Raw genomic sequence first — 22,126 nt, 5'->3', positions numbered from 1 at the left:
TTTGCTTTAGTTTTGTACCATTATCTTTACCAGCAGGTAATACTCTGATATCTCCCATGGTAGATGGGCTTGATGTGTGCCCGTCAGCATTGAAAAAAGAGATGTCATCACAATCTTCTGCAGCTGAATATTGTTTCAAAGTTGGTGAAACTTCCGCTGGAATTCTTAAAGAAAAACTGAACGAATTCGGCCCTAAAATCAGTCCGAGTGGCAGTTTCAGTATTGGATATACACTTCCTTTTCCGTTGCTTTCTTATGTTGATTTTGATGAAAGTGGTAGCTTTAGTATAGATGAAGCCAAAGTGGCTCATAGACTAAAACTTTTGAAAGAAACTGACCGTGATGTAGTGCTTTACCTTTTTTATAACCATTTCTCTACATCTTATAATGCAGTGGTAGAGAGTGAAGTGGCACGGCTGGATCCAGACGGCTTAATGCAACTTGCGGATGGTTCTATACCTATCGATGGTTATTTTTCTAACAAAACTTATCCTTGGGTAATTAATGATCCTGACGCGCTCATTAATAAGATAAGAGTTGCCGCTATAGATGAGGTAATGAATCAGCTATGTGATATGAATCAAGCTGATATTGACAAAGTTAGAGCTTTGACTGTGTTGGGTGAATTGCATCATATATATCCTGATTTTTTTAATGGTATGAGTTTTCGTAGTGACTTTTTGACCACGGATTACTCTCCTGCTACTGTTGCTCGATTTCAACAATATCTCCAAGATGAGTATGGCAGCATTCAGCGTCTGAATGAGGTGTTTGATGCTGTTTTTACAGAGTTTGAAGATATCTATCCGCCATCTAAAAATATCAACAGTGAACCACTTGAGAGTTTTTTTCAACATGTTGATTATTCTTCATCCGGAATTCTTACCTTACATGGCTGGGCTGTCAGAAAAGACGGAAAGCCAGTAAACATAAAGATATATGTTGATGGTCAGTTTGCTGGTAATGCTGAATATGGTCTCAATAGAATGGATGTGTATCAGGCCAAGCTTGGGAGCGGTCATGCTGCGGTGGGTTATCGTTATTTACTTGATATCAAGAGCCTTGAAGCGGGAGTTCATACTGTTGATATTGTTTATAATGACAATGGCCGAGAAACTTTGCTTAAAACGCTGGAAGTACCTGTTATGGGACGTAGTCAGGCTACACCGAAACTTGTTTCTGATGGACTCAATCTCGAGCAAGAAAAAAGCCTTGATTATTGGCATGATTATCCCAAGTCAATGCAGCCAGTGTTTTATAATCTACTATCTTTAGCTTTTTATGAATTTAGAAAAAAAGCTGTTTCTGAAGAAGTTGAGCGGTATTCCCGGCAGGCTGGTTCATTCTGTTTAGAGAAAAGTAAGGTTTTTTCACACCAGATCGCGCCAGTGTTTAACTCAGACTGGAGTGAAGAGAAACTGGCAGTAAGCGATACCTTTAAGAAAAATGAGTATTACCAACTTGGATTTAATGCGTATGGTGCTGCATTTTATAGTGATTATACATTTTCCTGGTTGCAGGAAAAGGGTGTTGAACTTTATGGGATGCCAGAAGTCCATGCCATGCTTCATGATGAAGAGATGATTTTAAAAGCCTTGAAAAGACACAATGCAGAGGGGGCTGTCTTTATTAGCCCTTATTATGTGGAAATAAAGCCGGGTACGTTCAAAGAAGATGAAGAACACTCCAAGTTCAAGGTGGAAAGTGGCAATGCTGCTTATCACTCTGATAGCTTCTTTAGAGCTGTTGCTGCTGTGATGGTGAAGTGAGAATGTTGTGGTTAGATGCCGAAGGTTGGTGCATGCTATGATGCGACCACATTTTATATTTATTCATCTTTATAACGATCGCAGCGGCAGTCCAGCTGTGCTTGCTCGGGTAATAAGTGTATTGCATCGGGCTGGTTATACTGGTGAACTTCTTACTAGTAAGCATTCTGGCTTTTTGAACGCAGTGCCTGTATTGCGCAGATTATTGTTTTTCAGGCGTAGTGATAATCGCTGGTTAACCCTGTTTTGGTATGTTTTGGGTCAGGTTCTGTTGTTTTTTCAGTGCTTGCGATACTGGCGGCGAGATGTGTGTTTTTATGTAAATACTATGATGCCAGCTGGGGCGGCACTATCTGCTCGGCTTATGGGTAAGCCAGTTATTTACCACCTGCATGAAACATCGGTTAACCCTCCTCAGTTTAAACGCTGCTTACGCTTTGTAATTCGGTTTGCTGCATGCAAAGTAATATTCGTATCTCGTTTTCTTCGATACGTTGAGGGGGGGTTAGGTAAGCAAGAGTACTTGCTGTACAACACATTCTCACCGCCAGAGTACTCAATTTCAGTTAAGCCTGGCTTTGAGGTGTTGATGGTTTGCTCGCTTAAAACTTACAAGGGAGTTGATGAGTTTGTGCAACTTGCCAGTGCTTTGAAAAATAATACTATGATTCGTTTTACACTGGTGTTGAATGCAGATCATGCCGAGATTACACGTTACTTTTCTGGAGTCGACTTGCCTGTAAACCTTGAGTGGTTTGCACGCCAGTATGATGTCAGACCCTTTTATGAGCGGGCTTCTGTATTGCTTAATCTGTCTAGGTCTGACCAATGGGTAGAGACATTTGGGCTGACCATAGTAGAGGCGATGAGCTATGGTTTGCCAGTAATTGTACCAACCAAAGGAGGGCCAGCAGAAATTGTACGTGACGGCGTTGAAGGTTATTTACTGGATTGTAAGCAAACAGAAGAAATTGCTGCTCGTCTTGAGTGCTGGTTGAGTAATTCTGAGTGTTATCAAGGTTTTTCTGAACGAGCAAAAAAGCGAGCTTTTGATTTTGTGCCAGAACGGTTTGAGAAGTGCCTGCTTGCCATTATTAAAGAAACAGAATCATGTTGTTCAGACACTTAAATATACTGGGTATTCGTGGTATTCCTGCTGCACACGGCGGCTTTGAAACTTTTGCTGAACGGCTGGCGTTATATTTAGTGCAGCAAGGCTGGCAAGTGACTGTATATTGCCAGGAGCAGGACAGAGGTCTTGTTTATGAGAGCAAATGGCAAGGAGTACGCCTGGTGCATATACCCGTGGTCGGCGATGGAGCATTGTCTACTATGGCGTTTGACTGGAAAGCCGCCCGCCATGCCAGCAAGCAGCAAGGCCTTTGTCTGACTCTGGGCTATAACACGGCGCTGTTTAATATCTGGCAGCGCCTGGCTGGGCAACACAACCTGTTTAATATGGACGGGCTGGAATGGCAGCGCGACAAATGGATAGGTCCGGCCAGGGCTTGGCTGTGGCTGAACGAGCGGGCCGGTTGCTGGTTGGGCAGTCATTTAATTGCGGATCACCCGCGCATTAAGGCTCATCTGGTCACCCGGGTGAACGAGCGCAACATTACCATGATCCCTTACGGGGCTGATGAGCTGACTAAGGTTGACGCATCGCCACTGCATGGGCTGGGCCTCGAAGCCGGTGAGTTTTCAGTGATTATTGCCCGGCCCGAGCCTGAAAACAGTATTTTAGAGCTGGTGCGAGCGTTTTCTACCGCACGACGCCATCACAAACTGGTGGTGTTGGGGCGCTATGATGAGCGCAATGAGTATCACAGAAGCGTAAAGGCGGCTGCGTCAAACGAGGTGCTGTTTGCTGGTGCTGTTTATGATGCTGACATAGTAGGTGCGCTGCGATGCTACTGCAGGCTGTATTTGCACGGTCACACAGTAGGTGGCACTAATCCTTCGCTGGTTGAAGCTCTGGGTGCTGGCAGTGCTGTGCTGGCTCACAATAATAAATTTAACCGCTGGGTTGCTGGTGACGGAGCTGTGTACTTTGACAGTGTGAATGACTGTGAGCGTAGTTTTGAACATCTGCTGGCAGATGATGCAGCCATCGCTCAATTACAAGCTGCCAGCCGTAAGCGCTTCAGAGCATGTTTCACCTGGTCAAAAGTGCTGGCAGAATACGAAGCTCTGCTTACTCGCTGGCTGCCAGACGAGTAATTGTTCAAGATTTAGGAATTTGCATGTTGCGCCACTCATCAGGATTAACCGAACGCTACCCTGCCCAGCTCGTGGTGCCGGTTTTTGATATGCTGGCATTGCTTGCAGGAGCCTTACTGGCCCATGAATGGCGTTTTGGTCATTTTGATTTGCGAGATCATTATGGTCTGGCTACTGCCATTATGGCGCTGTTGGTGGTACTGATAAACAGTACTCTGGGAGGGTATGAGCGCTGGCGTATTACACGGCTGCCTGCTTTGTTGGCACGTCAATTGGTGGTTTGGGTGCTGGTGGCCTTAGTAGCCGCCTCCATTATATTCGTTACTCATTCAGCCGAGCATTATTCTCGCCAGTGGGTTGGGCTGGCGCTATTGGTATCTTTTTTATCAGCTGCAGCTGGCCGAGTAGCCATTCAGTTATTATTGCGTCAGGCAAGGCGGATGGGGCGGTCGTTGCGCTCGGTATTTCTGGTTGGTCCTGTTCGTAATATTTTACAAGCGGGCCATGGCATGCGCAGTGCCCCTGAAGAGGGCTATTGCATTGCTGGCATACAAAGACTGAAAGAGAAAGTTAGTGAAGAAGACCTGATTAATCTTGCCCGGCGTGTGGCGGCCTCGGGTGCGCAGGAAGTGTGGATTTGTGTGCCGCTGGAGATGGGGCCGGCGGTGCGATCCATTTTTCAGGCGTTGCGAAATCATATGGTAGAAGTGCGCTTTATTCCTGAATTCAGGGATATGCAGCTGCTTAATCATCGCACCAGTGAAGTGGCAGGGCAGTTTGCCTTTGATTTGAGCGTGACGCCCATGAAGGGTGTGGCGCATTTATTGAAGCGCCTGGAGGACATGGTGCTGGGCGGCTTGATTAGTGTTCTGGTGTTGCCGGTATGTCTTGTTATTGCGGTGTGCATAAAGCTGAGCTCTTCAGGGCCTGTGCTGTTCAAGCAGTATCGCACCGGGGTAAATGGCAAGGTGTTTAAGGTGTATAAGTTTCGTTCCATGGTGGTGCATCAAGAGCCGAGCGGCGAAGTAACACAAGCTTGCCGCCACGACAGCCGTTTGACGCCTGTGGGTGCCTTTTTGCGCCGCACTTCTCTTGATGAATTGCCCCAGTTTTATAATGTGCTGCAGGGCCGTATGTCGATTGTAGGGCCACGGCCTCATGCGCTGGCACACAATGAACATTATAAGGAGCTGGTTGAGTCGTATATGCGCCGTCATAAGGTGAAACCCGGCATTACCGGCTGGGCTCAGGTGCACGGCTACCGGGGCGAGACAGATACCATAGAAAAGATGGAAGGCCGGGTTGAGCACGATCTCTGGTACATAGACAACTGGAGCCTGTGGCTGGATTTGCGCATTATCTTTTGGACCATTTTTAAAGGGTTTATCAATAAAAATGCCTATTGAGCGCGCCATTACCAATAGTCCGGCTGGCCGGGCTTTGCCGCTTTTTACCGGGCGTGGTTACAGCAGCCTGGCTGTGTTTTTAATGGGAGCCATCGCCCTGGTGGTGGACAGCGGGTATACCTATGGCGCTGGCCTGCTGCTGCTGGGCGCTCTTGTGCTGCCGTGGCAAAGGCCACAACTGGGGCTTGAACGCCAGGATGTCGCTATGATGGCGGTGCTGGCCGGTTATTCACTGCTATTTGTGCTGCAATTGTGGTGGGAAGGGGCCGATGTCTCGACTTTTGATCGGCCCAGCCGCTTTTTGTTTGCAGTGCCTGTGCTGTTGTTTGTGCTGGCCTTTCCGCCGCGCTTGAGTTGGCTGTGGAGCGGCGTGGTAGCGGGTAGCCTGGCCACCGCTGGCTGGGCACTGTGGCAGAAGTTGTTTCTGGGTATAGAAAGAGCCACCGGCCACACCTATGTGATCCAATTTGGCAATATCAGTATGTTATTTGGTCTGTTCTGCCTGGCAGGGCTTGGCTGGGCGGCAGTGCAGCCCAATACTCGGCGCTGGGTGGCTATGTTATTGCTGGGGGCGCTGTGCGGTGCTCTGGGATCCTTGCTTTCCGGCAGCCGGGGCGGCTGGATTGGCCTGCCTTTTGTGTTTTGGGTGTTGTATCGGGCTTATGGACGGATAGTTGGCCGGCGTTTGGTGCTGCTGGCACTGGCGGCCTTGCTGACACTGGGCACTCTGGTATATACGCTGCCGCAAACCGGTGTACAGCAGCGGGTGCAGCAGGCCTTTGTGGATATTGAGCAATATCAGCAGGGCAATAAGTGGACGTCTGTTGGTGCCCGGCTGGATATGTGGCAGGGTGCAATAACCCTGATTGCCGAAAAACCGTTAACCGGTTGGGGCTGGAATGGTTACCAGCGGGGCATGCAGGTGCTGGCCGACCATGGGGGGGTCATTCAATTTGCTGCCGATAATCACGCTCACAACGAATACCTCGATAACTTTGCACGGCGCGGCATTTTGGGGGTTTTATCCTTGCTGGCGCTTTATTTGGTACCGTTGAGATTATTTGCCCGCCGCTTGGGTAGTGCCAACCTGGAGCTACGTGCAGTGGCCACCGCCGGTGCCATTTTGCCCGTAGCCTTTATGGACTTTGGGCTTTCTCAGGTATTCTTTGGCCACAACAGCGGCGTAATGGTTTACGCTTTCTGGCTGGCGGTGCTGTGGAGCACCATGCGGGCGATGGAACTGACCCCTTCGGGGAGCTGTAAGCCTTAAGCTGTCAGCTGTAAGTAAAACAGGCCATGTTGGTGATGAGTGCAGTGAATCCCAACAGGGTTAATAACAATAATTCGGGATTTCAATGACACCTTTACACCGGCAGCCGCGTTTTGTGGCGTTAACAGCACTGGGCGAGCAAGAAGCCGAAACCACTCTTGCCGAGCGCTTTGCCCAAGACCCTGAGCGGTTTGCTCGCTTCAGTGTTGCTTTTGGCGAGCATATGCGAGTGGATATGTCTCGCCAGGCCTGGTCGGCTGAAGTGCAGGCCCAGCTGTGCGCGCTGGCCCACGACATGAAACTGGGCGAGGGCATTGAACGCCTGTTTGGTGACAATTGCCTTAACCATACCGAGGGCCGGGCCGTGTTGCACACGGCATTGCGCATGCCGGCCAATGCTGTAGTCGTGCACCAGGGGGAAAACGTGGTGCCCGCAGTGCAGGCCGAGCTTGAACGTATACAAGGGTTTTGCGAGCGAGTACATAGCGGTGTCTGGCGTGGTTACACCGGTCAGACCATTACTGATGTGGTCAACATTGGTATTGGCGGTTCCGATCTTGGCCCGGCCATGGTCACCGAGGCATTGCTACCTTATCAGGACAAGGGGATTCGCGCGCATTTTGTATCGAATATGGACGGCGCCCAGCTGGGAGCCGTGCTGTCGAATCTCAATCCGGCCCGCACCCTGTTTGTTGTCTCTTCCAAAACCTTTACCACCGACGAAACCATGACCAACGCGCAGGCCGCCAAGGCTTGGTTGTTGGCGGCCAGCAGCGACGATGCAGCTGTTGCCCGTCATTTTGTGGCGGTGTCTACCAACTTGGAAGCGGTGCGTTCCTTTGGCATTGATGAAGCCAGCATGTTTCGTTTTTGGGACTGGGTGGGTGGGCGCTTTTCATTGTGGGCGGCCATTGGTCTGCCCATTGCGCTGGCGGTGGGGTTTGAGCGTTTTGAGCAGTTGCTGGCCGGTGCTCATGCCATGGATAAACACCTGTGTGATACTCCCTTTGAGCAAAATATTCCGGTGTTGCTGGCCTTGCTCAGCATCTGGAACATCAATGTGCTGGGGCTCAAGAGCGAGGGAGTATTCCCTTACAGTCAGCAGTTAAAGCGTTTCCCTGCCTTTTTGCAGCAGCTGAACATGGAGTCGAACGGCAAGGGCGTAAACAACGCCGGTGAGCCGGTTGAGCACGCTACCGGCCCTCTGGTATGGGGCGAGGTGGGCACCAATGGCCAGCATGCGTTTTTTCAGTTGCTGCACCAGGGCAGTGTGGTGGTGCCGGCGGAATTTATTGGTTTTGTTCGTTCGGCTTATCCTTACCCCGAGCACCTGCGCAAGCTGCTGGCCAATATGCTGGCCCAGGCCCAGGCCATGGCGTTTGGCAAATCCCGCGAGCAGATAGAGCAAGAGCTGGCTGCCGAAGGGCTGAGCAATGATGCCATTGCTCATCTAGCACCTTACAAGGTGATGCCTGGCAATCGCCCCAGCACGGTGATTTTGTGTGACGAGCTGACCCCGTACAACCTGGGCGCACTGATTGCCATGTATGAGCACAAAACCTTTGTGCAGGGCTGGCTCTGGAATATTAACAGCTTTGACCAATGGGGCGTGGAGCTGGGCAAAAAACTGGCTGCTCGCCTGATTGACGATCTCGCCACCGGGACCACCAGCGGCCACGACAGCGCCACCAACGGTTTGCTGGCGCAGATAAAAGCATGGAGTTGAGCAAATATTCCGCTGTATGTGCTTTGGAGCGCAGGCTGCCTGCGCTCTAACGCTGTTACCCGCTGTAGGCCCGGATTTATCCGGGAAAATCATGCTGCATGTAACACCGCTGCCCCGTTTGCAACCGCGTTAAAACGGGGCCTACGGGGCGTTCCGCCTGAGCTCCAACGTCATTCCCCACCCACACCATACTCCCTCTTGCCTGATCCCGCGCAATCCATACCCGCATCACCTCGGCTAAGCTGAAGCCATGAATCCCATTGGAGTCCGGTATGTTCCGTTTGCTGGTAATTGGCTGCTGTGTACTGCTGGCCGGCTGTGAGCCTGCCGGACCGGCGCCCTGGCTGGGCACGCTGGAGCGGGATCGCATTGAGTTGCTGGCGCCCGCCAGTGAGCGGGTGGTGGCGCAGCCGGTAGCGGAAGGGGAGCGGGTGGTCGCCGGTACTCTGCTGGTGCAACTGAACCCGGAACGATTGCAGCTTGAGGTTAACCGGCAGCAGGCCCGCTTGCGCCAGGCCGAGGCGGGGCTGGCGTTGTTATTGGCGGGCAGCCGGGTGGAAGATATCGCTGCCGCTCGGGCCGAGCTGGAGCAACTGCAGGCATTGTTGCCCGAGGCCAGGCGCAATCTGGAACGAGTGCGGGTACTCACTTCCCGCCAGCTGGCCAGCCGGGCGGAGCTGGACCGGGCGCAGGCGCAATTCGATCGTCTGCGGGCCCAAATTGCGGCGGCGCGCCAGCGCCTGGAGCGGGCCGAAGCGGGCAACCGGATTCAGGAGATTGCCGCAGCCGAAGCCGCACGGGACGCCGGTCAGGCCGAGCTGGCGCTGGCCCGGTTTAGCCTGAACGAACTCGCCATCGAGGCCAGCCGCAACGGTGTGGTGGAAAACCTGCCCTACCGAGTGGGGGACAGGGTGGTGGCTGGTGCCGTGGTGGCGGTGCTGGAAACCGAGACGGCGCCCTATGCCGAAGTGTATGTGCCGGCAGCGGCGCGCACCGGATTGCACCCCGGTGATACCATGCGTGTGTGGGTGGAAGGCATTACCGAGCCCTTTACAGGGAGGCTCACCTGGGTAGCCAGCGAGCCGGTGTACGGCCCCTATTATGCCCTCAGCGAAGGTGAGCGCAGCCGGCTGATGTACCTGGCCCGGGTGCAACTGCCTGCCGAGGCAATAAAGCTGCCTTCCGGTGTGCCCGCGCAAGTGTTGCCGGAGTCGCCATGAGCGGGCTGGCCATTGAGGCGCACGATCTTACCCGGCGTTTTGGCGAGCTGGTAGCGGTAAACCGGCTCGATCTCGCCATTCCCGCCGGCACCATTTACGGTTTTCTCGGTCCCAACGGCAGCGGCAAGTCCACCTGTTTGCGCATGCTCACCGGCCTGTTGCTGCCCACGGATGGCCGGGTGACCGTGCTGGGCCTGCCGGTGCCCAAACAGGCCGAGGCCCTGCGGCGGCGGGTGGGCTACATGACCCAGCGTTTTTCCCTGTACGAGGATTTATCGGTGCAGGAGAACCTGGACTTTGTGGCCAGAGTGCAGGGGCTGGGCGGCCGGCAAGCCCGGGAGCGCATAAACGAGTTGCTGAGCACCCACGACCTCACGTCCCTGTCCGGCCAGCTGGCCGGCTCCCTGAGTGGCGGTCAGCGCCAGCGGTTGGCTTTGGCGGCGGCCATAGTGCACAGGCCCGACTTGCTGTTTCTCGATGAGCCCACCTCGGCGGTGGATCCGGAAAACCGCCGTGATTTCTGGGAAAAGCTGTTCGATCTTTGTGATACCGGTACCAGTATCGTGGTCAGTACTCACTACATGGATGAGGCCGAGCGCTGCCACGGTCTGGCGATTCTGGATGAAGGCGTCAAGCGGGCCGACGGCTCGCCGGAGCAGCTGATGAATGAGCTGGGCGCCACCGTGGTGGAAGTGCTCACTACCGGGTTACGCGAGCTGAAACGCGAGTTGTTGGCACTGCCCGAGGTACAGTCTGCCGCCCAGCTGGGACTGCGCCTGCGTGTGCTGGTGGATGGCACTATCAAGCAGCCGGTGGCCTGGCTGCGCCAGCAACTGCCCGAACGCCTTGCTGACGCCGAGCTGACCCTGGTGCGTCCCAGCCTGGAAGACGTCTTTGTCAGCTGCACCGGAGAAAGACAGTGAGCCTGGTCGTTCGTCTGCGCCGTATTCAGGCCATCATGATCAAGGAGTTTCGTCAGCTGTCCCGGGACCGGCTGACCTTTGCCATGGTGATCATGGTGCCCTTGCTGCAGCTGCTGCTGTTTGGCTATGCCATTAACACCAAGGTGCGGCATATTCCGGCGGTGCTGGTGGATCAGGCGCAAACCGGCGACAGCCGGGCCCTGGCGGCGCGGCTGGAAGCGGGCGGTCTGGTGACCTTTACCGAGCGGCTGGCGCGGCCGGCGGAAGCCGAGTCGGCCATCAAGGCGGGACGGGCAAGGGCGGCGCTGGTGCTGCCGGCGGATTTGGCCCGCCGGCGTCAGGACGAACGGCCCTTGGGTCAGTGGCTGGTGGACGGCACGGATCCGCTGTTGGCCGGTGCCCTGTTGCGCCAGGCATCGTTACCGGAAATCCCGTCAGCGCCCGGGCTGAATGCCCCCTTTGCGGTAACTTTGTTGTTCAACCCGGAGCAGCGGGCGGCTGTAAACATCATTCCGGGGTTGATCGGGGTGATCCTCACCATGACCATGGTGCTGTTTACTGCCCTGGCGGTGGTGCGGGAGCGGGAGCGGGGTAATCTGGAGTGGTTGATTACTACGCCGGTCACCCCCATGGAGCTGATGATCGGCAAGATAGTGCCCTACATTTTTGCCGGCCTGGTGCAGCTGGTGATCATACTGGCGCTGGGCGTAGCGTTATTTGATGTGCCCATGAACGGCAGCCCGCTGCAATTGCTGCTGGCCACCCTGTTGTTTATTGCCGCCAGTCTGGTGCTGGGGCTGGTGATCTCCACCTTGGCCCGCAACCAGCTGCAGGCCATGCAGATGACGGTGTTTGTGCTGATGCCGTCCATTTTGCTGTCGGGCTTTATGTTTCCCTATGAGGGTATGCCGGTGATGGCCCAGTGGCTGGCCGAAGGGTTGCCCGCCACTCACTACATGCGCCTGGCCCGGGGCATTTTGCTGCGCGATGCCAGCCTTGCCACCCTGGCCCCCGATGCCCTCTGGCTGGCTGGTTTTACCCTGCTCGGTCTGGTTGTTGCCGCCCGCCGTTTTCACAAGCGGCTGGATTAGCGGCCGCCCGTCGCTTGTGCCAGTGGCGCATCAACACAAAGCCCGCACCCATTACCAGGGCGTAGCCCGCTTCCAGCCCCAGATACACAAACACACCGGCACACAGCAGGGTGGCGACCACCGCCAGGGCACGCCAGAAGCCGGCAAGCAGTTTCACCCCGGCGATCATCGCCAGCAGATACACCAGTACAAAGTTGCCGTTGGCGTAGCGCATCAGGGCTTCCAGTGGCAGCTGGAACAGCCAGGCGGCCAGCACGCACAGCACACTGGCACCCACCACCCAGCACAGGGCGGCAAAGGGAGCGCCGTGACGGTTGAGCCGGCCCAGCGACGGTGGCAGTTTGCCTTCGTCGGCCATGCTCCACAGCAGCCGGCCAAAGCCCTGCACATACAGGTTGAGGCTGGCAAAGCAGGCGGCGTAGCCTACCAGCGCTGCGGCCCAGCGGCCGGGCTCGCCAAACAGCATGGCCAGCAGCACCGGGAAGGAGGTGGTGTTGGTGCGCTCGTCACCAAAGAGACCAAATTTCACCACCGCCATGGCATAGGCGAAATAGATAAAGCCCGCCAGCAGTACCCCGAACAGCAGCGCCAGTGGAAAGTCCCGCTCCGGACGGCGAAACTCCTCGCCCATATGGGTAAAGGCTTCCAGCCCCACAAAGCACCAGAACATCACCGCCAGCACGGCGGGCAGGGCACCCCAGCTCACCGAAGACGGGGCCGGCAGGGTAGTTGCTGCATAAGAGGCCAGATCGCCGGCCAGCCAGACCGCCACCAGCAGGCTGACAATGGTGACTGCAATCAGCAGCTGCACCAGGCCCGAGGCGCCGCTGGGGCGGCTGCCCAGCACCAGCACCAGACTCAGAGTGCCCAGCTGAATCAGCAGATCGCCGGTGTCATTGAGCGGAAACAGTGCATGCCAGAAGCCGGTGGTGAGGGTGAGCATGGCGGGCAGGCCCACCGGCAGCACCGCCAGAAACAAAAAGGCGGCCAGTTTTTCCATCGGCAGACCCAGCGCCCGGCCAATCAGGTGCGGCGCGCCGCCGGCATGAGGGTAGGCCCGGCCCAGGCGGGCAAAGGTAAAGGCCACCGGCAGCACCAGTACCATCAGCAGCAGCCAGGCCCACAACGAGTCTGCCCCCGCCAGGCTGGCGGCCACCGCCGGTACCACGAAAATGCCGCTGCCCAGCAGCGAGGTGGCCATCATGCCGGTGCCGTAGCCCAGACCCAGTTCTTTATGTAAACGTCCCATCGAGTTTCAAATCCGTATTCAGGAATTCTGATATATTACCGCCACAACATTCCAATCCGACTCGGCACTATGACGCTTTCAGTCGGCAAAACGTCGCTTTTACCCGACGTTTGTCCGGCAGCGTGAAAAAGGGGTAGCAGTGGACAAGTTCGACCGGAAAATCCTGTCTTTGTTAACGGAAAACGCCCGCATGGCGGTGGCCAGCATTGCCCGCGAGGTGAGCCTGTCCCGCTCGGCGGTGTCGGAGCGCATCAAGAGCCTGGAAGAGCGCGGCATCATCAAGGGCTACCATGCCCGGCTGGGCCGGCCCCAGGGGCTGGTGCGGGCCTATTTTGCCCTTTGTTACCATGTGCGCCAGTGCGAGCAATATGCCGAGGCCCTGCGCGCCGTGCCCGAGATCAAGCTGTGCTATACCATCAGCGGCGAGACCGATATGCTGGTGTACGTGGAGGCGGAGTCCATGGAGCGGCTCGACGCCATTCGCCACATCATAGAGCACACTCCCCATATCAAGACGGTGCGAACCCACATGATACTGGGGGAGGTGATAAACACCCTGTCCTGAGGCGGCATCATGCACACCTGCAAGGTTCACTGGCTGGGCCAGCTGTTTAATCATCCTTTTTCGGCGGTAGAGCCGGTGAGTGGTGGGGTGGCGCTGCACCTCAAGCGTGAGCAGCACACCATTGACTGGAGCGAGATGAGCACGCCACCGCTGCTTGAGCACGGCCGGCTGTTTCGTCAGCTGGTGCTGAACTGCCACCAGGGCCAGCTGGTGTGCGCCTGGCTGCCCCATGCCCGGGCCGAAGCCCTGGTGCAACGGCTGGAGCAGGGCTGGTTTGCACACCATGCCGCCCGGGTGGTGCCCCTGGCCGAGCGCTGTCTGGCGCTGCTGGAAAGCGGTTATCTGCGCCAGTCCCGCTGGCAGCAACTGAAGCGCTGGCTGAGCGACGAGCCGGTACGCTGGAGCGAGCAAACCCTGCCCGAGGGCCTGAGCGACCGGGATCACGCCGCCTTTGAACTGGTGGCCACCCTTCAAAATGCCGATGACCACTGGCGTGAGCAATGCCAACAAGAGCACTGTGAGCAGGCCCTGGCCGAGCACAAGGAACTGTTCGACACCCTGGAAGCCCATCCGCTCACTGCCGCCCAGCGGCTGGCCTGTGTCACCGATGAAGATCACAACCTGGTGCTGGCCGGTGCCGGCTGCGGTAAAACCAGCGTGATGGCGGCGCGCACGGCCTTTTTGCTGGCGTCCCGTCAGGCCGAGTCTCACGAACTGTTACTGCTGGCCTTTGGCAACGAGGCGGCGGCGGAAATGCGCGAGCGGCTGGCGCGCCGCCCCGAGAGTGCGCGGGTGCAGGTCAGCACCTTTCATGCCCTGGGGTTGATGATCATCCGTCAGGCTACGGGACAAACCCCGGCGCTGAGCCCGCTTGCTCAGAACGAGCAGGAAAAACAGCGCACCTTTGCCCGCTGGCTGTCGGAGCTGGCCGGTGAAGAAGGCTATGGCATGCAACTGCTGGCCTGGCTGCGCCAGCATCGTTTTCAGACCGTGCCGGCGCCGGACTTTACCCGTCTGGCCCGGGAATGGGCGCCGCTGGTGGCCGCACTCAAGCAGTACGGCGAGCCCGAAGAAACCACCCCGGAGCAGGCAACGCAGCTGGCACTGGTGCGGCCGCTGCTGGCCCGCTATCAGCAACACCTGCGTGATACCGGTGAAATCGATTTCGACGACATGATAGAGCAGGCCACCGAGCTGGTGCGCAGCGGCCGCTTTGCGGTGCCCTGGCATCATGTGCTGGTGGATGAATTTCAGGATATCTCCCGGGACCGGGCCGAACTGCTGCTGGCGCTGCGCGACGCAGCCCCCGAGCTGTCGCTGTTTTGCGTGGGCGACGACTGGCAGGCCATTTACCGCTTCAGTGGCGCCGATGTGACACTGACCACCGACTTTGCCGGCTTTTTTGGGGCCACCGCCGTGACCGCCCTCGACACCACCTTTCGCTTCAATAACGTGATTGAGCGGGTGGCCAGCCGCTTTGTCACCCGCAATCCGCACCAGCTGCCCAAGACCCTGGGCACCCTGAACCGCACCGAAGGGCCCTGTGTGCATGTGCTGCCGGTGGCTGACGACGAACGCATGGACCTGGTGGCCCGGCTGTTGAGCCAGATAGCCGCCCGGCGGCCCGAGGCTTCCGTTTACCTCTTGTCCCGCTTTCGCTTCAGCCTGCCCGACGACGCTCTGCTGGCGGGGTGGCGCAAGCGCTTTGCCGGGCTGCAAATTGATGCCCAGACCCTGCACGGCGCCAAGGGCAAGGAAAGCGACTGCGTGATCCTGCTTGGCCTGAGCCGGGGCTGCTACGGCTTTCCGCCGGAAAAAAAACAGGCCGATCTGCTCGACGTATTACTGCCCGCCGAGGAAGACTTTGCTCACGCCGAAGAGCGCCGGCTGTTTTACGTGGGGCTCACCCGCGCCCGCCAGCAGGTATTTCTGCTGGCTGACCGGCAGCTGCCATCGCCCTTTGTCAAAGAGCTGCTGGAATGCGGATATTCGGGGGTGAGCCGCTGGGATGCCTGACAGAGGTCAGTGCGGCTCACTCCGGGGCCGTCAGGGACGGCTCAGGGGAAAGCTGGGCGGAAATATCTCCTGCAATGGCGGATGCTGGTAGCAGCGTTCGGGGTAGCTGGTCATGAAGCGCTCGAACTGCTGCTGGGCCTGATGATGCATGGCCTGCAGGTCAATGTTCACTTTAACCAGCTGGCGGTCCCACACAACTTTTTCGCCGTTGATAATGACGCCCTTGATGTCGCGGCCATTGCCATTCAGCACCATGGTGGTGATGGGATCGAAGTTCTGCCCGGTATAAATACTGTCAAAGTCGAATACCATAATGTCGGCCTTGGCACCGGCACACAGCCGGCCCAGATCGTCCCGTCCCAGCGCTCTGGCCCCCCCCAGAGTGGCCATGTTGTAGTAGTCGGCAGCCGAGGCGGCGGTGATGTCGTTGCTTTCAACCCGGCTCAGTATGGTGCCCATGTGCATGTTCTGAATCATGTCCGGCGGAAAGGTATCCGTGCCCAGACTTAGGTTGATGCCGGCCTGCTGGAACTGGCGTACGCCATGGAAAAACTTGCTGTGGCGTCCGGCAACAATCGGGCAAATTACCGCGTTGACGCCGGCCTGTCCCAGCAGAGCCAGATCCCGCTGCACTTTTTCCGGCGTGCTATGCTTTCCGCCCAGATATTGCAAGTGAGGCAGCAGCAAGCGGCGATCCAGCAGGCCGTACTCGGCCATCAGTTGCACCGACGACAGGCCATTGTGCAGCTCGTGCACCATGTCCAGCTCAAATTGGCCCTGACAACTGTGCAGACGAGCCGGGCAGTCGAGTGTACGCATGGCATCGGCGGTCTGGCGCAGCAGTTCGGGGGTACAGCCCTCGATGCGATCCGGTGCCAGCATGCCGCTGATGGTGTCACCGTACTGGTCCAGCTGTTCAGCGAAGCGCACCGCCTCTTCCAGCCCTTTGAGTCCCCGTTGCTCGTCAAAGCGCATGTCGAGACTGCCGTCCGGGTTCACCACGCCATAGCCGGACATGTAGGCCGGCCCCAGGTAGGCGCGAACACCGAGGCTGGCAGCAATGTCGGCGGCACGGTGAAACTCGTCGGCGGTTTCGGCCCACTCCCGGTAAAGAATGGAGGTAATGGGGGCGATGGTGGTGATGCCGTTGAGCAGCAGCTGAGTAAAGGCGTAGCGTTTGTTGAAGTCGAGCTCGTCGCTGCTGTAGGTTTCCCGCCGCTGCCAGTCGCTGGCGGGCAGCCGGCCTTTTTTCCAGCCGGGCTGATTGTCAAAGGCCAGAACGGTCGAGTCCAGATCCGATAACGCATCCAGATCGATAAAGCCGGGCCCTATCAGGGCATTGCCCATGTCCTGGGTTTCATCCAACGGCCCCTCATAGCCATGGCCGGCAAACAGAATGCGATCACCCTGGTACACCAGTTCGCCGTTTTCATAGATATGATGACCACCATCCTTGAAGCCGATGACGTAACGAGCGGTCATTTTGATGATTTTCATGCAATTTAGCTCCTTTTCGTGCTTGATTGCGGCGCTTAGAACAGGCATTCACCCCGATCTGCCACCAGCTTTCCGGCCTTGAATACGGCACGGTCCTGAGGCGGGTTGGCAATGATTTCTGCCACCGTTTGCCCGCTGACCAGCACCAGGTCTGCGTGGCATCCAGGCTCAAGGCCATAGCCTTCCAGTTCCATGACCTCGGCACCGCCCTGAGTAATGGCGTGCAATGCCTGGGCGATCTCCCGATCCTGGCGCCAGCGGTAGCGCAGTCCCATCAACATGGCCCGCTGCAGCATGTCGCTGTTGCCATAAGGGCTCCAGGTGTCGCGAATGCCATCATTGCCGGCGGTCACGCGAATACCGGCGGCCCGCAGTTTTTCATAGGGGGGAACCGGCCGGTTAGACGGCGCCGTGGTGGCGATGGCGATGTTCATGTCTGCGAGCCCTCGTATCAGGGCATCCTGACGGGGGAGGTCCACTTCACCCAGGCAGAAGGCATGGCTGATGGTGACCCGACCTTTCAGCCCCAGACGTCGAGTACGCTCGGTGATAAGTTCAACCGAAAAGGCCCCCAGTTCGCCGGGCTCGTGCAGATGAATGTCGACGCCCTTGTCGTGCTTGCCGGCCAGCGCAAATATGGCATCAAGGTGGGCCACCGGATCCCGCTCAAAGCTGGAAGGATCAATGCCGCCCACATAGTCGCAGCCCATGCCGAGGGCATCATCCATCAGTTGCTGAGTACCCGGGCGGCCCAGCAGGCCGCTCTGGGGAAAACACACGGTTTCAAGGTAAAGCTGTCCGGCCAGCTTTTCTTTGGTGGCCAGCACACCTTCCACATGGCGCAGTCCGATCTCGGTATCTACATCGATATGGGTGCGGATATGGGTGGTGCCCATGCTGATGGCCTGACGAGCAATACGCTCTGACTGACGCTGACTGTCAAATTCATGGTGACGGCGAAAGTCCCGTTCATTGCTGATAATGGCGGGCAGATCCCGGGATACTTCATTGACATACCACTCCATTCCCCACTGGGATTTGTCGATATGGGCATGACCGTCAATAAACCCTGGCAGCGCCAGACGATGATGGCCTTCAACTATTTCAGTCTGTACCGGTGGTGCTATGGCGGGGGAAATGTGAGTGATGCGACCCTTTTCAATAAGGACATCCTGACTTTCCGGCTGCCCGTTCAGGCGTACGTTTCTGAGCAATGTGGACTTCATGATACCTCCCGACTGGCCCTATTGGTGCTGAGCTTCCTGTGATTGATTAACAAAGCAATAAACATTGATCGCACAACATTATTTCCTTTCCGCTCTATCCCTCCTAACTATCCCTACACTAATTGTTAATGAAGTGATAAATCAAGGTGAATTTAAAGATAAATAATTGTTATCAAAATGTTTACTTATGGTTTGTTTTGTTGTTGGATATAACTGCTTCAGTTGTTGCAATACCGTCGGTCACGGCCGGGCAGACAGGCCTGATTGATGTTTTCACTCAAGGGAAGGAAACTGACGATGAAAATGAAGACAATTACCGCCTGCCTGATGGCGGCATCCTGTACGCTGCTGGCGCAGCAGGCTCAGGCAGAAAACGTGGTGCGCTGGGCGCAACAGGGCGATATTCCCACGCTGGATCCTTACGCCTTTGCCTCCACTCCGGCGCTGGCGTTTCAGAACCATATCTATGAAGGATTGGTGCAATGGAACGAGCAGCTGGAAATGTCGCCGGCCCTGGCAACCCGTTGGGAGCAGGTAGACGATACAACGCTTCGTTTTCATCTGCGTAAGGGGGTCAAGTTTCACAACGGCAATGACTTCAATGCCGACGACGTAGTGGCCTCCATCGCCCGTGTGACCCACCCGGATTCTGGCATTCGCGGTAATGCTTCTTCCATCAAGAGTGCCAGCAAGGTGGACGACTACACGGTGGATATTCATCTCAGCGGCAAGTCGCCCATCGCGTTGAACGAGCTCACCGGCATTCTGATGATGGACAAGGAATGGATGGAGGAGCACAACGCCACCGAGCCCACCAGTATGAGCAAGGGCACTGAGGGGTATGCCACCAACCATACCAACGGTACCGGCCCCTTTATTCTGGAGAGCCGTCGCCGCGACGCGGAAATGGTGATGGTCAAAAACGACAATTGGTGGCAGGCGGAGCAGGCCAGTCACAACATCGATCGCATTGAGTTCCGGCCGGTGGCCTCCGAGTCCACCCGTCTGGCGGGCATGTTATCCGGTGAGTTCGACCTGGTAAGCGACATTCCGCTGCAGGATTTGCCCCGCCTGGAAAGGGAAAAGGGCATCGACGTCAAGGTGCGTCCCTCACTGCGCGTCATGTTCCTTACTCTCAACATGAAGGATGAGCTCAACGCCGGCAACGTGGATGGCAAGAACCCGCTGCAGGACAAGCGTGTCCGTCAGGCCATGCACATGGCTATCGATCGCGAAGCCATCGTCAAGAAGATCATGCGTGGCATGACCTCGGTGGCCAATTCCTATGTGGCGCCCGCCATTGCCGGTTATGACGAAGAGCGCGCCATCAAGCATGGTTATGATCCGAAAAAGGCCAAGGCCCTGCTGGCCGAGGCCGGTTACCCGGATGGTTTCCGTCTCGCCTTTGACTGTGAGCAGGGCTATTACCTGAACTCGGAGCAATGGTGTCAGGCGGTTCAGCGTTACTGGTCCAAGGTTGGGATCGATACCACCCTCAACATGCACACCCGCAGTGTGTATTCCCAGATCCGTGATAACGGTCGTACCGATGTGGCCGTGCTGGGCTGGGCTAACCTGCCGCTCTACGATGCCTACAGCATCAACCAGCAGATGCTGCACTCCAAGGACGGCGGTATCTACGGCGCTTTCAACATTCCCCGCTATCAGAATGACACCATCGACAAGCTGATCGAGCAGTCCTCGTTTGAGCTGGATCGGAAGGTGCGTACCGAGCAGATGGCGGATGTGCTGGCCATGGCCCAGCAGGAGCTGCCGTTCCTGCCGCTGCACTTTGAGCCCATGGCCTGGGCGACCTCCGACAAGCTGGAAATCACCCAGAATCCCGACAACGTAGTACGTCTGTGGTACGCCAGCATCAAGGAAAGCTAAGTGTATGCCGGCCCTCTGGTGACAGGGGGCCGGCGGTGAAAATGGCTTTGCCATTGCAAATCAAAGGAGTGAGATGAATGTTGGCTTTTATCATACAACGGCTGATCCAGGCCTGTGGGCTGATGCTGACGGTCGCGCTGATCGCATTCACCATGTTTCAGTTCGTCGGTGATCCCATCGACGGTATGCTGCCTGAAAGCGCCACTCAGCTTGAACGGGATCAATTGCGGGAAAAACTGGGCCTGAATGACGGCGTCATTACCCAGTACGGCCGCTTTGTCGGCAACATTGCCCAGGGTGATTTCGGCATTTCCTATTACAACAAAATGGATGTACTGCATCTGATCATGGAGCGCCTGCCCGCCACCCTGGAGCTGGTGTTTGTGGCGGTGGTCATTTCCCTGCTGGTGGGATTACCGGCCGGGGTCTGGGTGTCGTTGTCACGCAATAAATGGTTGACCAGTCTGGTGCAGACCATTTCTCTTATCGGTGTATCCCTGCCCAGCTTTATTGCCGGTATCGTGCTGATTATCGTGTTTTCGGTGTGGCTGGGCTGGCTGCCATCCCACGGCCGGGGTGACATTGTGGAATACGGCTGGTGGAGCAGTGGCCTGTTCACCCAGACAGGCTGGGCGTCCATTATTCTGCCGGCACTGTCACTGGCGCTGTTCATGATCACCATGGTCATGCGCCTGGTTCGCAGCGAAATGAAGGAAGTGCTGCGTACCGACTACATCAAGTTCGCCAAGGCCAGGGGCATTAAAAAGCGCAGCATCAATTACGTGCATGCCCTGCGTAATTCCCTGTTGCCGGTGATCACCATTATTGGCCTGCAGATCGGCGGCCTGATTGCCTTTGCCGTGGTCACCGAAACGGTATTCCAGTGGCCGGGCATGGGACTCCTGTTTATTCAGGCGGTCAACTACGTCGATATTCCGGTGATTTCCGCCTACCTGGTGTTCATCTCTCTGATCTTTATCTGCATAAACACTCTGGTCGACATTCTTTACCGGGTGATAGATCCGCGCATGAAAGCCGCCGACTGATTAACACAAGGACGAGGTAACGTATGGCTATCAATACCACCAAGGTGGCGCTGAGCGCCCCGAACAGCCCTCATGCCGGGGGGCTGAAAAAAGTATGGCAGCGGCTGCTGGCGGCCTGGGACAGCGACATCGCCTATAATTTCCGCACCTCCAGGCTGACGTTGTTTGCCAGCACAGTACTGGTGCTGTTGTTGTTTGCCGGTATCGGCGCCTCTTTGTTTTCGCATTACGATCCCTTCGACATGACCGCCTTTGACCTGATGGACTCCGAACTGCCGCCTTCCTGGGTGGCAGGCGGTGAGGCCCGGTTCTGGCTGGGTACCGACATTCAGGGCCGTGACGTGTACTCATTGATCCTGCACGGCCTGCAGGTGTCGCTGATTGTCGGTTTTATCAGCGTGCTGTGTGCCATGGCGCTGGGGGTAACACTGGGGGTCATCAGTGGTTACTTCGGTGGCGTAATCGACGCCCTGATCATGCGAATGGCCGACGCCATGCTGAGCTTCCCCACCATCATGTTTGCCTTGCTGGTAAGCGGTGCTGCCCGTGGCCTGCTGCCCCAGGAAATGCACGATCAGATGGCAGTCTACATCATAGTGATTTCCATCACTCTCACCGGCTGGATGCAGTATGCCCGTACCGTGCGTGGCTGCACCCTGCTGGAAGGTAACAAGGAATATGTGCAGGCCGCCCGGGTGATGGGCAGTAGCAACATGCGCATCATGTTCCTGCATATTTTGCCCAACGTGCTCAGCCCGGTACTGGTGCTTGCCACCCTGCACCTGGCGCTGGCGGTGCTGACCGAGGCCACGCTGTCGTTCCTCGGTGTCGGCATGCCCCCTCATCAGCCGTCACTGGGTACCCTGATCAACGAAGGCAACAAGTACCTGTTCTCGGGGCAGTGGTGGGTGGTGTTGTTCCCGTCACTGGTGCTGGTCGTGCTAGCCCTGTCGGTCAACCTGGTAGGTGACTGGCTGCGCGACGCCCTCAATCCCAAGCTGCGTTAAGGAGA

At 56.6% G+C, this 22,126-nt stretch carries 17 protein-coding genes; 14 read left to right on the top strand and 3 right to left on the bottom strand.

The features are described 5' to 3' along the window. The first annotated feature begins 56 nt into the window (after positions 1–56). The 9 genes from Q9290_RS09510 to Q9290_RS09470 all read left to right on the top strand — a co-directional run bounded on the left by Q9290_RS09510 (position 57) and on the right by Q9290_RS09470 (position 11,625). Entirely contained in the window at positions 57–1,769 is a 1,713-nt protein-coding gene (locus tag Q9290_RS09510; protein ID WP_306079415.1) for a beta-galactosidase, read from the top strand. Positions 1,770–1,806: 37 nt separating this feature from the next. Further along, positions 1,807–2,898, top strand: coding sequence for a glycosyltransferase family 4 protein (locus tag Q9290_RS09505; RefSeq protein WP_306079414.1), 1,092 nt, complete (start codon positions 1,807–1,809; stop codon positions 2,896–2,898). Continuing rightward, the gene (locus tag Q9290_RS09500; protein WP_306079413.1) at positions 2,880–3,989 is read left to right on the top strand and encodes a DUF1972 domain-containing protein; all 1,110 of its coding nucleotides are present in this window, start codon (positions 2,880–2,882) and stop codon (positions 3,987–3,989) included. Before Q9290_RS09505 ends, Q9290_RS09500 begins: the two co-directional genes overlap by 19 nt. Continuing rightward, entirely contained in the window at positions 3,920–5,395 is a 1,476-nt protein-coding gene (locus Q9290_RS09495) for an undecaprenyl-phosphate glucose phosphotransferase (protein ID WP_306079412.1), read from the top strand. The genes Q9290_RS09500 and Q9290_RS09495 overlap by 70 nt, the downstream gene beginning before the upstream one ends. Further along, the gene (locus Q9290_RS09490; RefSeq protein ID WP_306079411.1) at positions 5,385–6,665 is read left to right on the top strand and encodes an O-antigen ligase family protein; all 1,281 of its coding nucleotides are present in this window, start codon (positions 5,385–5,387) and stop codon (positions 6,663–6,665) included. The genes Q9290_RS09495 and Q9290_RS09490 overlap by 11 nt, the downstream gene beginning before the upstream one ends. Before the next feature lie 85 nt (positions 6,666–6,750). After that, positions 6,751–8,391 (top strand): glucose-6-phosphate isomerase, encoded by a 1,641-nt coding sequence (gene pgi / locus Q9290_RS09485; RefSeq protein ID WP_306079410.1) that lies wholly within the window; start codon positions 6,751–6,753, stop codon positions 8,389–8,391. A gap of 272 nt (positions 8,392–8,663) precedes the next feature. Continuing rightward, on the top strand, positions 8,664–9,611 hold the full coding sequence (locus tag Q9290_RS09480) for an HlyD family secretion protein (protein WP_306079409.1): 948 nt from the start codon (positions 8,664–8,666) through the stop codon (positions 9,609–9,611). Then, positions 9,608–10,534 carry an ABC transporter ATP-binding protein gene (locus tag Q9290_RS09475; RefSeq protein ID WP_306079408.1) on the top strand — a complete coding sequence of 309 codons (927 nt, stop codon included), beginning with the start codon at positions 9,608–9,610 and terminating at the stop codon, positions 10,532–10,534. The genes Q9290_RS09480 and Q9290_RS09475 overlap by 4 nt, the downstream gene beginning before the upstream one ends. 35 nt (positions 10,535–10,569) lie before the next feature. Beyond that, the gene (locus tag Q9290_RS09470) at positions 10,570–11,625 is read left to right on the top strand and encodes an ABC transporter permease (RefSeq protein WP_371930915.1); all 1,056 of its coding nucleotides are present in this window, start codon (positions 10,570–10,572) and stop codon (positions 11,623–11,625) included. Here the strand turns inward: Q9290_RS09470 and yjeH are convergent. Next, on the bottom strand, positions 11,570–12,874 hold the full coding sequence (gene yjeH / locus Q9290_RS09465; RefSeq protein WP_306079406.1) for an L-methionine/branched-chain amino acid transporter: 1,305 nt from the start codon (positions 12,872–12,874) through the stop codon (positions 11,570–11,572). The two genes, Q9290_RS09470 and yjeH, sit on opposite strands and share 56 nt — an antisense overlap. A 139-nt stretch (positions 12,875–13,013) precedes the next feature. Between yjeH and Q9290_RS09460 the strand changes: the two genes are divergently transcribed. Then, positions 13,014–13,439, top strand: a complete 426-nt coding sequence (locus Q9290_RS09460) for an Lrp/AsnC family transcriptional regulator (RefSeq protein ID WP_306079405.1) — start codon at positions 13,014–13,016, stop codon at positions 13,437–13,439. 9 nt (positions 13,440–13,448) lie between these two features. Continuing rightward, complete coding sequence (locus Q9290_RS09455) at positions 13,449–15,455, top strand: UvrD-helicase domain-containing protein (RefSeq protein ID WP_306079404.1); 2,007 nt, start codon at positions 13,449–13,451, stop codon at positions 15,453–15,455. Positions 15,456–15,485: 30 nt separating this feature from the next. Here Q9290_RS09455 and Q9290_RS09450 read toward each other — a convergent pair whose 3' ends face one another. Both Q9290_RS09450 and Q9290_RS09445 read right to left on the bottom strand, forming a co-directional pair. Next, positions 15,486–16,952, bottom strand: a complete 1,467-nt coding sequence (locus Q9290_RS09450) for a chlorohydrolase family protein (RefSeq protein WP_306079403.1) — start codon at positions 16,950–16,952, stop codon at positions 15,486–15,488. Positions 16,953–16,987: 35 nt separating this feature from the next. Beyond that, positions 16,988–18,178, bottom strand: coding sequence for an amidohydrolase family protein (locus tag Q9290_RS09445; RefSeq protein WP_306079402.1), 1,191 nt, complete (start codon positions 18,176–18,178; stop codon positions 16,988–16,990). Positions 18,179–18,475: 297 nt separating this feature from the next. Between Q9290_RS09445 and Q9290_RS09440 the strand changes: the two genes are divergently transcribed. The 3 genes from Q9290_RS09440 to Q9290_RS09430 all read left to right on the top strand — a co-directional run bounded on the left by Q9290_RS09440 (position 18,476) and on the right by Q9290_RS09430 (position 22,121). Further along, a complete protein-coding gene (locus Q9290_RS09440) occupies positions 18,476–20,068 on the top strand; it encodes an ABC transporter substrate-binding protein (RefSeq protein WP_306079401.1) in 1,593 nt (530 codons plus the stop codon). 77 nt (positions 20,069–20,145) lie between these two features. After that, positions 20,146–21,114 carry an ABC transporter permease gene (locus Q9290_RS09435; RefSeq protein WP_306079400.1) on the top strand — a complete coding sequence of 323 codons (969 nt, stop codon included), beginning with the start codon at positions 20,146–20,148 and terminating at the stop codon, positions 21,112–21,114. Positions 21,115–21,137: 23 nt separating this feature from the next. Beyond that, complete coding sequence (locus Q9290_RS09430; protein WP_306079399.1) at positions 21,138–22,121, top strand: ABC transporter permease; 984 nt, start codon at positions 21,138–21,140, stop codon at positions 22,119–22,121. Positions 22,122–22,126 lie beyond the last annotated feature (5 nt).

The organism is Oceanimonas aquatica (assembly GCF_030732065.1).
Taxonomy (GTDB): Bacteria; Pseudomonadota; Gammaproteobacteria; order Enterobacterales; family Aeromonadaceae; genus Oceanimonas.
The sequence above is the reverse complement of the archived record's forward strand: the minus strand, read 5'-3'. Positions and strand labels throughout refer to the sequence as shown.